General features: G+C 63.4%; 12 protein-coding genes. 4 read left to right on the plus strand and 8 right to left on the minus strand.

The window, feature by feature from the left end; genetic code table 11:
* The first annotated feature begins 141 nt into the window (after positions 1-141).
* A complete protein-coding gene (locus tag AC1RJY_RS16755; protein ID WP_011775944.1) occupies positions 142-1,173 on the plus strand; it encodes a LacI family DNA-binding transcriptional regulator in 1,032 nt (343 codons plus the stop codon).
* Positions 1,174-1,214: 41 nt separating this feature from the next.
* On the opposite strand, the gene AC1RJY_RS16760 is transcribed toward AC1RJY_RS16755, so the two are convergent.
* Entirely contained in the window at positions 1,215-1,913 is a 699-nt protein-coding gene (locus AC1RJY_RS16760; protein ID WP_011775945.1) for a FadR/GntR family transcriptional regulator, read from the minus strand.
* Positions 1,914-2,003: 90 nt separating this feature from the next.
* Between AC1RJY_RS16760 and AC1RJY_RS16765 the strand changes: the two genes are divergently transcribed.
* Positions 2,004-3,335 carry an alpha-hydroxy acid oxidase gene (locus AC1RJY_RS16765; protein ID WP_498602773.1) on the plus strand — a complete coding sequence of 444 codons (1,332 nt, stop codon included), beginning with the start codon at positions 2,004-2,006 and terminating at the stop codon, positions 3,333-3,335.
* A gap of 79 nt (positions 3,336-3,414) precedes the next feature.
* Here AC1RJY_RS16765 and gdhA read toward each other — a convergent pair whose 3' ends face one another.
* The 3 genes from gdhA to AC1RJY_RS16780 form a co-directional block, all read right to left on the minus strand.
* Positions 3,415-4,752 carry an NADP-specific glutamate dehydrogenase gene (gene gdhA, locus AC1RJY_RS16770; RefSeq protein WP_011775947.1) on the minus strand — a complete coding sequence of 446 codons (1,338 nt, stop codon included), beginning with the start codon at positions 4,750-4,752 and terminating at the stop codon, positions 3,415-3,417.
* A 207-nt stretch (positions 4,753-4,959) separates the two neighbouring features.
* Complete coding sequence (locus AC1RJY_RS16775) at positions 4,960-5,520, minus strand: ArsR/SmtB family transcription factor (protein WP_011775948.1); 561 nt, start codon at positions 5,518-5,520, stop codon at positions 4,960-4,962.
* Between the two features lie 88 nt (positions 5,521-5,608).
* On the minus strand, positions 5,609-6,835 hold the full coding sequence (locus tag AC1RJY_RS16780) for an acetoin utilization protein AcuC (RefSeq protein ID WP_014922666.1): 1,227 nt from the start codon (positions 6,833-6,835) through the stop codon (positions 5,609-5,611).
* Between the two features lie 102 nt (positions 6,836-6,937).
* On the opposite strand from AC1RJY_RS16780, the gene AC1RJY_RS16785 reads away from it, so the two are divergent.
* Together AC1RJY_RS16785 and AC1RJY_RS16790 are read left to right on the plus strand one after the other, a co-directional pair.
* Positions 6,938-8,371 (plus strand): TrkH family potassium uptake protein, encoded by a 1,434-nt coding sequence (locus AC1RJY_RS16785; RefSeq protein WP_011775950.1) that lies wholly within the window; start codon positions 6,938-6,940, stop codon positions 8,369-8,371.
* 40 nt (positions 8,372-8,411) lie between these two features.
* Positions 8,412-9,050, plus strand: a complete 639-nt coding sequence (locus AC1RJY_RS16790; protein ID WP_011775951.1) for a potassium channel family protein — start codon at positions 8,412-8,414, stop codon at positions 9,048-9,050.
* Between the two features lie 11 nt (positions 9,051-9,061).
* Here the strand turns inward: AC1RJY_RS16790 and proC are convergent, their stop codons facing one another.
* The 4 genes from proC to AC1RJY_RS16810 all read right to left on the minus strand — a co-directional run bounded on the left by proC (position 9,062) and on the right by AC1RJY_RS16810 (position 12,696).
* Positions 9,062-9,892, minus strand: a complete 831-nt coding sequence (proC, locus tag AC1RJY_RS16795) for a pyrroline-5-carboxylate reductase (RefSeq protein WP_011775952.1) — start codon at positions 9,890-9,892, stop codon at positions 9,062-9,064.
* A gap of 320 nt (positions 9,893-10,212) precedes the next feature.
* On the minus strand, positions 10,213-11,046 hold the full coding sequence (locus AC1RJY_RS16800; RefSeq protein ID WP_011775953.1) for a sugar phosphate isomerase/epimerase family protein: 834 nt from the start codon (positions 11,044-11,046) through the stop codon (positions 10,213-10,215).
* A gap of 1 nt (position 11,047) precedes the next feature.
* Positions 11,048-12,172 (minus strand): Ppx/GppA phosphatase family protein, encoded by a 1,125-nt coding sequence (locus AC1RJY_RS16805; protein WP_043806300.1) that lies wholly within the window; start codon positions 12,170-12,172, stop codon positions 11,048-11,050.
* A gap of 89 nt (positions 12,173-12,261) precedes the next feature.
* The gene (locus tag AC1RJY_RS16810) at positions 12,262-12,696 is read right to left on the minus strand and encodes an SseB family protein (RefSeq protein ID WP_011775955.1); all 435 of its coding nucleotides are present in this window, start codon (positions 12,694-12,696) and stop codon (positions 12,262-12,264) included.
* Between the last annotated feature and the right edge of the window lie 4 nt (positions 12,697-12,700).

Raw genomic sequence — 12,700 nt, forward strand, 5'->3', positions numbered from 1 at the left:
ACGGCCCGGCTTCGTATGGGAAGAATCATGAGAAAGCGTTTTCTCAGAGCGTTATAAGCTTTGTATCAAGACTCTGGTGGTCACGTCAACCACTGCTCCAACGACGGAGCATGCGGGAGGCAGGCAATGGGAAGGGGCCACATGGCACGCAGGAACACCAACAGGCGGGTCGGCATTGCCGATGTCGCGGAGAAGGCGGGCGTCTCGCACGCCACCGTGTCGCGCGTCATGAACGGTAATGCCGCCGTGGATCCGGGCATTGCCGCCCGCGTTAGGGCCGCCGCCGTTGAACTGAAGTACCAGCCAAACCCGGTGGGGCGCAGCCTCGCGCTCGGCAAGACAGACACCATCGGCATCGTGGTTCCGGACTTGGCCAACCCGACGTTCCAGGCGATCCTCCGCGGCCTCAGCATGGCCGCTGCCCAGGACGGGTACCGCGTCCTCATAGCCGATTCCTCGGAAGTCACCAGCGAGGAAGCCATCCTTGCGGGCGAGGCCCGACGCCGCTGTGACGGCGTGGTGCTCTGCGCCCCCCGCATGAGCGATGCCGAACTGGAGGAGTTGGCGCCCACCCTGCACCCGCTGGTGCTGATCAACCGCACCACCATTGCCACCAACACTCCGAGCCTCAGCGTGGACTACGGGCAGGGCATCCAGGAACTGGCACAGCACCTGGTCACCCTGGGTCACCGCCGCTTGGCATTCCTCTCCGGCCCCGAGCACAGTGCATCCAACCGCCAACGCCTGGTGGGGCTGGACCAATTCCGCAAGGAACACCCGGAAATCGAGCTTCAGATGCTCCACGGCGGCTCCAACTTCGACTCGGGCCACGAATCCACCCAGGACATCATCGCCAGCGGCGCAACCGGGATCCTGGCATTCAACGACCTCGTAGCCATGGGCCTGCTCAGCGGCCTGCATGAGCGCGGAGTGCGCGTCCCGGAGGACATCTCAGTGACCGGATTCGATGACATCCCGTTCGCCAAGTACACCACTCCCCCGCTGACCACGGCGGCCGTGCCCATCAACGAGCTTGGAAGCCTGGCCTGGCGGAGGATGCGGGAACAGATTCAGCAGGCAGGCGAGGCCACCACGCAGGCACAGGACGAATTCTCACCCAGGGTGGAGATCCGCAAAAGCACCGCGGCCCCCGCCCTCGAGCCCGCGAGCTGACAGTTGATGACAATGTTCGGCGCGGACATTGGCATCAACTGTCACTTCGGCGGAGGGTTTGAGCCGACGCCCGCCTCTTTGTAGAAGCCTTGGATGTGTGCGGCAACAAGCTCAGCTGCCTCGGCGCCGTCGTTGTTGTTGACCGCGGCGAGTATGGCGCGGTGTTCAGCACGAAGCCTGGTGGATGTGGCGCTCCAGTCCGGAAGATTTCCCGTCAGCTCACCTGCATAGTTTTCGATCGCACCCCGCAGCGAGGCCATCATGGCACTGACCACCGAGTTGCCGGCCGCTTGGGCCAGTGCAACGTGGAAGCGTGCGTCCAAGGCCAGGAAAGTGTCGATGTCCGGGGCGGCATCCATCTGATCCAGCAGCTCCGCAGCTTCCTCCAGCGCCGGAACGCCCACGTGAGCCCGTTCTGCCGCCCACGATTCCAGCAGCACGCGGGTCTCCACGATGTCGGCCACAGGCAGGTGGCGCGTGGCCACATGCAGCCGAAGGGTGGAGCCCAGGGCAGAGCCGGGCTCGGCAATCACCACAGTTCCAGCATCCTTGCCCGAGCCCACGCCTGCACGGACCACGCCCATGGCCTCAAGGATCCTCACAGCCTCGCGCACCGAGGTCCGGGAAACCTGAAGTTGTTCGGCCATGACCCTCTCCCCCGGCAGCCGTCCGCCCAAGGTGAGGTCTCCGTCAGACAGCTGCTTCTCGATCCATTGCAGGACCAGCTCGTGGGTACGCATAACGGAATACTAGTTGATGTGGTCCAACCACATGGCTTACAGTGTGGTTAGACCACACTGGCAGGACCACAGAATTCAAGGGAGAACCGCATGACCGACACCCTCGACCCCAAGATCACCGCCGCGCCCGCCAATGCCGGCAGCGATCAAAACGTGGCACGGGCGCCCCAGCCGCAGCCCGCCGTCGTACTGCCACCGGCCCTGAAGCGCCGCGTGCCCAAGGTCTCGGACCTGGCGCCGCTGATGCAGTTCAAGAAGCCCGAGTTCAGCAAAACCGCCCGCCTGAAGCGTGCCAGCACCATCTGGGAACTGCGGGACATGGCCAAGCGTCGCACCCCGCAAGCACCCTTCGACTACACGGACGGTGCGGCCGAAGAAGAGATCACCCTCCGCCGCGCACGCCAGGCTTTCCAGGACATCGAGTTCCGCCCGGGCATTCTGCGCGATGTCTCCACAATCGATCTCCGCACCGACATCCTGGGCCAGGAATCACGGCTCCCGTTCGGCATCGCACCCACGGGTTTCACGCGCATGATGCAGTCGGAGGGCGAGTACGCGGGTTCGCAGGCCGCTGAAGCTGCGGGCATTCCCTACACCCTGTCCACCATGGGCACCGCGTCCATCGAGGACGTTGCCACCGCCGCCCCGAACGGCCGCAACTGGTTCCAGCTGTACCTGTGGACGGACCGCGACCGCTCGCTCGAACTGATCGAGCGTGCCGCCAAGGCCGGCAACGATACCCTCATGGTCACCGTGGACACGGCAGTTGCCGGCGCCCGCCTCCGCGATGTCCGCAACGGCATGACCATCCCGCCGGCACTGACCATCAAGACCGTGCTGGACGCCTCTTACCGCCCGGCATGGTGGTTCAACTTCCTCACGCACGAGCCCCTGACGTTCGCCTCCCTCTCGCGTTACACCGGCACCGTGGCGGACCTGATCAACTCCATGTTCGACCCCACCCTCACCTACGAGGACCTCGACTGGCTCCGTGAAACCTGGAAGGGCAAGCTGGTGGTCAAGGGCATCCAGACTGTGGAAGACGCCCGCAAGGTAGTGGATCACGGCGCCGACGGCATCATCCTGTCCAACCACGGCGGACGCCAACTGGACCGCGCCCCCATCCCATTCCACCTGCTCCCGGAAGTTACTGCAGCGCTGAAGGCGGACAACAGCAAGGCCGCAGTCATGCTGGACACGGGCATCATGAGCGGCGCAGATATCGTAGCTGCCCTGGCTTTGGGCGCCGACTTCGCACTGATCGGCCGCGCCTACCTCTACGGCCTCATGGCTGGAGGACGCGAAGGCGTAGACCGCACCATCCAAATCCTGGAGAAGGACATGACCCGCACCATGGCGCTCCTGGGTGTCAGCAAGATCTCCGACCTGAACCCGGACCACGTTCGGCTACTCCAGCGCTAACAGCACCCATGTAGGTAGCAGTAGAGGCCGTTTTGAACGCTCAAAACGGCCTCTACTGCTACTCAGTTGGGTAAAAGTGCTAGATCAGACCCTGGGCGAGCATCGCGTCGGCTACCTTGACGAAGCCGCCAATGTTGGCGCCCACCACGTAGTTTCCGGGTGCACCGTATTCATCGGCAGTGGCGGCGCAGCGATCGTGAATGCCCACCATGATCTCCGTAAGGCGCTGTTCCGTGTGCTCAAAAGACCAGGAGTCGCGGCTGGCGTTCTGCTGCATTTCCAGCGCGGAGGTTGCAACGCCACCGGCGTTGGCGGCCTTGCCCGGTCCGAACAGGATCCCGGCGTCCTGGAACACTGACACAGCTGAACGGGTGGAGGGCATGTTGGCGCCCTCAGCGACGGCGATCAGGCCGTTACTGATTAGCTTGGCGGCAGCATCGCCGTCGAGTTCGTTCTGCGTTGCGCACGGCAGCGCCACGGTGCCGTTGACGTCCCACACCGAACCACCGGCAACATGGCTGGCGCCCGGCCGGCGTGCGGCGTACTCGGTAAGACGCCCGCGCTCCACTTCCTTGATCTGGCTCAGAAGCGCGACGTCAATCCCGGCTTCGTCCACGATGTAACCGGCGGAGTCGGAACAAGCCACCACGGTGGCACCGAGGGACTGCGCCTTGGCAATGGCGTGGATGGCCACATTGCCCGAACCTGAGACCACGACGCGCTGGCCATCGAAGGACTGGCCGCGGGTCTTGAGCATCTCCTGGGCGAAGATCACGGTGCCGTAGCCGGTGGCCTCGGGACGAACCAAGGAGCCGCCCCACGAGATGCCTTTGCCCGTGAGGACGCCGGATTCATAGCGGTTGGTGATGCGCTTGTACTGGCCGAAGAGGTAGCCGATTTCGCGGCCTCCCACGCCGATGTCGCCGGCCGGGACGTCAGTGTACTCGCCGATGTGGCGGTACAGCTCAGTCATGAAGGACTGGCAGAAGCGCATGATCTCGGCGTCGGAACGCCCGCGGGGATCGAAGTCCGAGCCACCCTTACCGCCGCCGATGGGCATGCCGGTGAGCGCGTTCTTGAAGATCTGCTCGAAGCCAAGGAACTTTACGATCCCCAGGTACACCGAGGGGTGGAAGCGGAGTCCGCCCTTGTACGGGCCGAGTGCGGAGTTGAACTCCACTCGGAATCCACGGTTTACGTGGACGCGGCCGGCGTCGTCGGTCCAGGGGACACGGAAGATGATTTGGCGCTCGGGTTCGCACAGGCGTTCCAGCACGGCGCCTTCAAGAAATTCAGGATGACGGTCGTGAACAGGGCCAAGGCTTTCAAAGACCTCAGTGACGGCCTGGTGGAATTCCTTCTCCCCCGGGTTCCGCGCCAACACAGTGTCGCGGACAGCTTCGAGCCTTGAATCCATGCGTCTTCCTATCCTCAGTGGGCCGGCCAGCGGCGAGACGATCAGTCCCGCTCATGGTTGCACCGAGGGAGGTGGGATCTCCATCCGAAGGCAATGTGACCCGGATCGCGGAGTTAACACAACTGGAGGAAATCGTTGAAAACTCAAGGAAACGGCAGATTAACAAAAACTCACAATGTGAGAAGGATCACGTTAGGTCGAGTCCGACTATCGCTTACGGCCGAACTTGGGAAGGTTGGGCAGGTTCGGGAGATTGGCCAGAAGATCAGCGGCCTTAGTGGCGGCCCGGCCCACGGTTCGGCCTATCTGCTGGGGAACAGTGTCATCCGATGCCAGATCCAGCGAGACGGGGTTTCCGCTCGCATGAACCTTGACGGCCTGGCCCACAGCGTCCGCCCGGGTAGCCGGGACCTCCGGAGCGGTATCGACGGCTGGAGCGGCGGAGGCGGCAGCGGGCGCCGTATCAGAAGGGGCCTCAGCAGGTGCGACGACGACGGGCGCCGGGGTGCCGACGTCGAACGTTTCCAGCCAGCTGGCGACGCCGGCGAGCGGCTTGGGATTCAGGGCGTAGAAACGCTTCTGGCCTTGTGCGCGCATGCTGACGAGATCAGCCTCACGGAGCACTTTCAAGTGCTTGGAGATGGTGGGCTGGCTCGCAGCCAGTTCTTCCACCAGTTCGCCTACAGCTTTATCCCCAGAGCGGAGGGAGACCAGGATGTCGCGCCTGGTTGCCTCAGCTATGACGGCAAATACGTCGTCAGTCACCATGCCTCCCACCCTAGCGACATATACGCCGATTGGCATCCCTGTTTCGTGGCGCTACGGGTCCGGGAATTCAGTCGAACACACCGAAACGTCAGTCGAACCAGGGATCCAGGCCATAGAGCGGAAAGATCTCTTTGCGGGTGGCAATAACGGTCCGGTCAACCTCGTCCGCGGGATTGTAGCCCACCTCCCAGGAGCGCCACCAGACGTCCACGTCATCGCTCATCGACTCCGGGGCCCACACGCCGTACGTTTCCTTCACGTAGCTCCGCCATGCTTCCGGCACGGGTGTTTTCAGCGGCACCGGGCGTTGCGTCACCATCCCGATCAGGTGGCTCCAGGCACGCGGCACAACACCGGTGACGTCATAGCCGCCTCCGCCGGTAGCAATCCAGCGGTTATCGCAGTAGCGGGCGGCGAGGCCGGCGACGGCGGAAGCCGCCTCACGCTGTCCATCAACGCTGAGGTTGAGGTGCGTCAGGGGATCGTCCCGGTGGGAGTCGCAGCCGTGCTGGCTGACGATGACTTCGGGCTGGAACGCACCCACAAGCTGAGGGACCACCGCGTGGAAAGCCCGCAACCAGGCCGCGTCGCCAGTGAAGGCAGGCAGTGCCACGTTGACCGCTGTTCCCGGGGCATCCGGCCCGCCGGTTTCATTGGCAAAGCCGGTCCCGGGGAAAAGGGTGAGACCCGTTTCGTGCAGGCTGATGGTCATGACGCGGGGGTCGTTCCAGAAAATACTCTGCGTGCCGTCGCCGTGGTGGGCATCAACGTCGATGCTCACCACCCGTTGCACGCCGCCGTCGAGCAGCTTTTGAATTGCCAGCGCGACGTCGTTGTAAACACAAAAGCCGCTGGCCCGCTCCCGTGCTGCATGGTGCATTCCGCCACTGAAGTTCACGGCGCGGACAGATTGGCCGGAAAGGATGGTTTCAGCCGCCAGCAGCGAGCCCCCGGCGAGGCGGGCGCTGGCCTCGTGCATTCCGGCAAAGGCGGGATCATCCTCGGTTCCCAGTCCGCGCTCCTCCTCGGGGGCTGAAGGGTCCGCACTGACGCGGCGCACGGCCTCCACATAGTCGCGGCTGTGCACGGAAAAAAGTTCGACGTCGGTAGCCACCGCGGGTGCCTCGACGGCCACATGGTTGTGGTTAAACAGGCCGAGCGATTCAGCCAGCCGGGCTGTCAGTTCAAGCCGCTGCGGTGCCATGGGATGGCCCGGGCCAAAGTTGTAGGCAGTCATGGCTGGATCCCACACCACCGTCGTTGGCAGTGCGGACCGCGTAATGCTGGAAGCTGTTGTTCCAAGCCGTGAGTTCATCCAGAACAGGCTACCTGAGCCCCGAGGAGCCTACCGCCCGGTTACGCCGCAGGAATAGTGGTTTACTACTCAGGAAAGCTTGTTCAACCGAGGAAGAGCGCCATGTCTCAAAGCCAGTCGCGGTCCACGAGCCCGACCAACTGGCAACCCAACCAGCAGGAGCGGGAAGGTCTCTGGATCTTTACGCGCGTGCGCGACTTCGTTGACAACATTGCCAACACCTCACCTGCCCGTCTGGCGTTGACCGTCTTTGCCGTGGTGATCCTGATTTTCACCGGGTTGTTGTCCCTGCCCGCCGCTTCCACGGCCGGCACAGTCACGCCCCTGCACCAGTCCATGTTCACGGCCGTCTCCGCAGTCTGTGTCACAGGACTGACAGTAGTTTCAACAGCCACACACTGGACCTTCTTTGGTCAGCTGGTCATCCTCGTGGGCATCTTCGTTGGCGGTCTCGGCACCCTGACCCTTGCTTCCCTGCTGGCCCTGATGGTCAGCAAACGGCTGGGTGTGCGCGGCAAGCTCATCGCGCAGGAAGCCATGAACAACGCGGGCAGGCTCGGCGAGGTTGGTACGCTCCTACGGATCGTCATCGTCACGTCGGTGGTCATTGAGGCAGCCCTGGCCCTGGCACTGATTCCACGCTTCATATTGCTCGGCGAAGACTTCTGGCAATCCGTATGGCACGGCGTCTTCTATGCGATTTCCTCGTTCAACAACGCCGGATTCACTCCACACTCAGATGGCATCGTCCCCTACGAAACCGACCTCTGGATCCTGATCCCCCTGATGCTGGGGGTTTTTCTGGGCAGCCTCGGCTTCCCTGTGGTGATGGTGCTCCAGCAGAACGGGCTCAACTGGAAAAAGTGGAACCTCCACACCAAGCTCACCATCCAGGTCTCCTTCATCCTGCTCGCAGCAGGCACGGTCCTGTGGGCCTTGATGGAGTGGGACAACGTGCGGACCATCGGCCACATGGATATGGGCGACAAAGTGATCCATTCACTGTTCGCCTCAGTCATGACCCGCTCTGGTGGTTTCAACCTGGTGGACCAAAACCACATGGAGTCCACCACCATGCTCCTCACCGACGCCCTCATGTTTGCAGGCGGCGGATCGGCGTCCACGGCGGGCGGCATCAAGGTGACCACCATCGCCGTCATGTTCCTGGCCATCATGGCTGAAGCCCGCGGCGACGCCGACGTGAAGGTCTACGGGCGCACCATTCCACAAGGCACCATGCGCGTTGCCATCTCGGTGATCGTCGCAGGAGCCACCCTTGTGTCCGTGGCGGCATTCCTACTGCTCTCCATCAGCGGCGCATCCTTGGACCGCGTGCTCTTCGAATCCATCTCCGCCTTTGCCACCGTGGGACTGAGCACAAACCTCAGTGCCGAGCTGCCGCCGTCGGGCGTTTATGTCCTCACCGCACTGATGTTCGCCGGCCGTGTCGGCACCGTAACCCTCGCGGCAGGGTTGGCCCTGCGCCAGCGCAGCCAGCTGTACCACTACCCGGAAGAGAGGCCAATCATTGGCTAGTACCACAGGGGCCGCCAACCGCCCCGCCCACAACTCACCAGTGCTGGTCATTGGCCTCGGCCGGTTCGGATCCGCCACCGCTGAGCAGCTGGTCAAGCAGGGCCGTGAAGTCCTGGCTATAGAACGCGACCGCACTCTGGTCCAAAAATGGGCCCCTGTGCTCACCCACGTCGTGGAAGCCGATGCCACCAACATCGATGCCCTCCGCCAGCTCGGCGCCCAGGAATTCAGCTCCGCGGTGGTGGGTGTTGGTACGTCCATCGAGTCCTCCGTGCTCATCACTGTGAACCTGGTGGACCTGGGCATCCAGCACCTCTGGGTCAAGGCCATCACGCCCTCGCACGGCAAAATCCTCACAAGGATCGGCGCCAACCACGTGATCTACCCGGAGGCCGACGCCGGTGTCCGCGCAGCCCACTTGGTGTCCGGGCGAATGCTGGACTTCATCGAGTTCGACGACGACTACGCGATCGTTAAGATGTACCCGCCCAAGGAAACGGTGGGCTTCACCCTGGAGGAATCCAAGGTGCGCTCAAAATATGGCGTGACGATCGTGGGCGTAAAAACCCCGGGCGAGGACTTCACGTACGCCCGGCCGGAAACCAAAGTGTCCGGCCACGACATGTTGATCGTGTCCGGACACGTGGACCTGCTGGAGCGCTTCGCAGCGCGGCCGTAGTCTCTTGGAGCTCAGCCGAGCTGCTTGGTGATCTCCGCCGCACGGGCTGCTGCCGCGCGGGCGCCGTCTGCAATGATCTTGGGGATGCCGCCGTCGTCGAAGGCCGCGATGGCCCGCTCGGTGGTGCCGTTCGGGCTGGTGACGGCGATGCGGAGGGCCGAGGGGTTTGCTCCCGGTTCGGCCAGCATGAAGCCCGCGCCGGCAACGGTTTCACGGGCAAGCATCACGGACAGCTCTTCGTCCAAGCCCAGCTCCACTCCGGCCGCAGCCATGGCCTCGGCCAGATAGAACGCGTAGGCCGGGCCGGAACCGCTGATGGCCGACAACGCGTCCACCTGCTCTTCAGGAATCTGGACCACGGTGCCGGCGCCAGCCAACGCCTTCTTGGCCTTTTCGAGCTGCTCGGGCGTGCAATGAGTACCCGGGGAGACAGATATGACGCCGCGGCCCAGCCTTGCAGGCGTGTTGGGCATGGTGCGGATCACCGGCTGTCCGTCGGGCAGCGCAGCTTCGAGTTGGGCGATGGACACTGCCGCTGCGACGCTGACAACAATTGTGTCTTTCCCCAGCGCGGGGCTGATCTCCCGCGCCAGGTCCAGGATGCCCACCGGCTTGACGCCCAGGATGACCATGCTGGAGCCCTTGCTGGCAAGCTTGTTGTTGTCCGGCTCCTCCTCGCCTGCGATGGCCATAACCCCGTGGCGCTGCGCGAGTTCATCGGCGCGTTCTGCACGGCGGACAGTGGCGACGATGTCTGACGGGTCCGTCCCTGCGGCAAGCAGGCCCCCCAGGATTGCCTCGTTCATGGATCCACAGCCAAGGAATGCGATTCGGTTGCTCATTGGTCCATCATTGCAGTTGGCCTTGGACGGGGTCTAACGGATTCCAGATTCCCAGCTTGCTCCCAAGGTTATTGCAGGCAGCACTCATTCTTGGTCCGTAACTTAGTAGTTACCTCATTGAGGGTGCGAGTGATGAAGGCGGGCATGGGGATGTCCGCCAGCAGCACCGGTGGCCGGGCGGGTTTTCCCCCATTTCCCGATTCGGCCGCCGGTGCTTTCGCATTTAACCAGCGCGGACCGCACGAAACCCGCGCTTGTTCGCCTGACACACCGTTCAACGGCGGGACGGGCGAACAAGCGCGTGCGGTGCTCGACGGCGGTTAGTTGTCTACGCTTCGCAGCATCGGGACGCTGAGGTGCTGACGGGCAAAACGCAGGGTTTCGGCGAGCATTTCCTCGCGCTCCCCCGCTACCTTTGCCTTGCGGGTTGAAATCTCGGCCACGACTACGCCGTCAAACCCCGTTGCTGCCAAGTGCTGCAGGGCATCGGCGCACTGTTGCGTTCCGGTGCCGGGCACCAAGTGTTCGTCCTTGCCGGATCCTGAGCCGTCGGTGAGATGGACGTGCCGGAGCTTGTTCCCGAGTGCTTTGATGGCTTCCAGACTGTTGGCCCCGGCAGTGGCGGCGTGCGAGAAGTCCCACGTGACGTCGTCGTAATCCTGGCCCAAGGGGTCCCAGTGCGGCAGGTACGCCACGGCCTCCCGGCCACGGACCCGCCACGGGTACATGTTCTCCACGGCGATGCGCACCCGGTACCGCGCGGCGATTTCACGGACGCCCTCCACGAAGTTCTCCGCGTAGTTGGACTGCCAGCGGAACGGCGGGTGGACCACCACGGTGTCGCATCCGACGTCCGCGGCCATTTGGCAGGATTTCTCGATCTTGTTCCACGCCGTACCCCACACCTGTTGGGTCAACAACAGCGTAGGTGCGTGGATGGAGACGATCTCCTGGTGATACCGGTGGCTGAGCTGGACCAGGGCGTCGGGGTTCTGGCTCACCGCATTGTTGGTGACCATCACCTCAACACCCTCATAGCCCAGGTCCTGCGCCACTGCGAAGGCGTCGTGGACGCTCAGGGGGTACACGGATGCGCTGGACAGTGCCACGGGAATTTGGCGGTCATTCACTTCAGGTTCGACGTCGTTGCTCATCTCAGGAGGCCAGCCCGCCTGCCACGGGGGCTGGGATGGGTGTTGGGGACGGTGTGTTGACAGGGACCGGGAATTCTTTGAAGCCCGGGTGGGGCTCTTCTTCTTGCTCGGAAGCCTTGCCGGCTTCCTTGGCTGCCTTCTTCTTGGACTTGTCCTTCTTGCGCTTCCCCACATGGGGCGCCGGATCCAGGGCTTCCTCAAAGACCAACTGGTCCAGGCGGCGCAGGATCAGTCCTTCGCGAAGGGCCCAGGGACAAATCTCCATCTTGGGGAACTCGAAGAGCTCAAGGGCCGCTTCGGCAACCAGGGCGCCTGCCAACAACTGGCGGGCGCGGGCATCGGAGACGCCGGGAAGGTACAACCTGTCTTCCACCGTCATGGCGGAAATCCGTTGTGCCCACAGCCCCAGGTCTGCTGCGTGGAGCTCGCGTTTCACGTACGGTCCGGCAGCGCTGGGCGCTGCGCCGGCGATCCGTGCCAAGGAGCGGAACGTTTTGGACGTGCCGGCCACCAGATTGGCCCGGCCCAACTGGTGGAAGTCACGGACCACCGGTTTCAGCGTTGACCGGATGTAGCGCCGCAGTTCCTTCACGCTCTTCGCGGTAGGCGGATCGTCGTGGAGCCAGTCCCGCGTCAAACGGCTGGCGCCCAGGGGAACGGATGTGGCGTACTCAGGGAGTTCATCGGTTCCGTATGCCATTTCAAAGGAGCCGCCCCCGATGTCCAGGTCAAGGATGGGACCTGCACCCCATCCGTACCAGCGGCGTACGGCGAAGAACGTCATGGAGGCTTCTTCGCTGCCGGTGAGTTCCTGGAGGGTCACCGTGGTTTCGTGCTTGACGCGGGCCAGAACCTCGGGGCCGTTGGTTGCTTCGCGAATGGCCGAGGTACAGAAAGCCAGGAGGTCTTCCGCCTTGTGGCTGGCCGCGAACTCCCAGGCCTCCAGGACGAACTCGATGAGCTCGTGCTGGCCGGCGTCGTTGATGTTGCCATCCCCGTCGAGGTACTGCACCAGCGAAAGCGGGCGCTTGTGGGAAGCGAAAGCTACCGGACGCGCGCCGGGATGAGCGTCCACCAGTAAGAGGTGGACGGTGTTGGACCCGATGTCGAGAACGCCAAGACGCATTCTGCCATTATTCACCGATTCGAAGCCCGTGAAGCAACTTGGCGACGACGTTTCGCTGACGGAATGGTTACCGACAGCTTGGGCGGGCCCTATTCGGCGGACTCCCCGGCTTCGTCGGCGCGCTTGAAGTCGCGGCGAATATTCGCGATGCCCTCGGGGTCGATTTCGAAGCCGAATTCGCTTCCGGGGTTGATGACCATGCCCAGTTCATCGCCGATGTTGCCGAGGATCGCTGACCCCATGGTGCCAAGGACGTGCGGGGCTGCGTCGAGGAAACGCTCATCGACGCGGCTCGGGTGGCTGAATACGGCCAGAACGGGCTGGCCGTCGGCGTTGGAGAGCACCAGGGGCTCCACTGAGGAGTCCGGGCCATCCACAGCTTCCGAGCTGACGAGGTAGACCTCGTTGTTCAGGAAAGCGAGGATGACGTCCACCGGGTTCGCGTCCGGCTGTTCGGCCGAGGCGAGCTTCGCCTCGAGGTCGTTCAAGGGTTCGTTGTCCGGTGAAACCGTCTGTTCAGTCATGGTT

Source organism: Arthrobacter sp. GW822-FHT05G07, from assembly GCF_058799755.1.

Coding starts and splice junctions, on each gene's coding strand:
- AC1RJY_RS16810 (WP_011775955.1), bottom strand. CDS start 12,696: ATGACTGAACAGACGGTTTCACCGGACAACGAACCCTTGAACGACCTC.
- AC1RJY_RS16800 (WP_011775953.1), bottom strand. CDS start 11,046: ATGAGCAACGACGTCGAACCTGAAGTGAATGACCGCCAAATTCCCGTG.
- AC1RJY_RS16780 (WP_014922666.1), bottom strand. CDS start 6,835: ATGAACTCACGGCTTGGAACAACAGCTTCCAGCATTACGCGGTCCGCA.
- AC1RJY_RS16755 (WP_011775944.1), top strand. CDS start 142: ATGGCACGCAGGAACACCAACAGGCGGGTCGGCATTGCCGATGTCGCG.
- AC1RJY_RS16760 (WP_011775945.1), bottom strand. CDS start 1,913: ATGCGTACCCACGAGCTGGTCCTGCAATGGATCGAGAAGCAGCTGTCT.
- AC1RJY_RS16765 (WP_498602773.1), top strand. CDS start 2,004: ATGACCGACACCCTCGACCCCAAGATCACCGCCGCGCCCGCCAATGCC.
- gdhA (WP_011775947.1), bottom strand. CDS start 4,752: ATGGATTCAAGGCTCGAAGCTGTCCGCGACACTGTGTTGGCGCGGAAC.
- proC (WP_011775952.1), bottom strand. CDS start 9,892: ATGAGCAACCGAATCGCATTCCTTGGCTGTGGATCCATGAACGAGGCA.
- AC1RJY_RS16785 (WP_011775950.1), top strand. CDS start 6,938: ATGTCTCAAAGCCAGTCGCGGTCCACGAGCCCGACCAACTGGCAACCC.
- AC1RJY_RS16805 (WP_043806300.1), bottom strand. CDS start 12,172: ATGCGTCTTGGCGTTCTCGACATCGGGTCCAACACCGTCCACCTCTTA.
- AC1RJY_RS16775 (WP_011775948.1), bottom strand. CDS start 5,520: ATGGTGACTGACGACGTATTTGCCGTCATAGCTGAGGCAACCAGGCGC.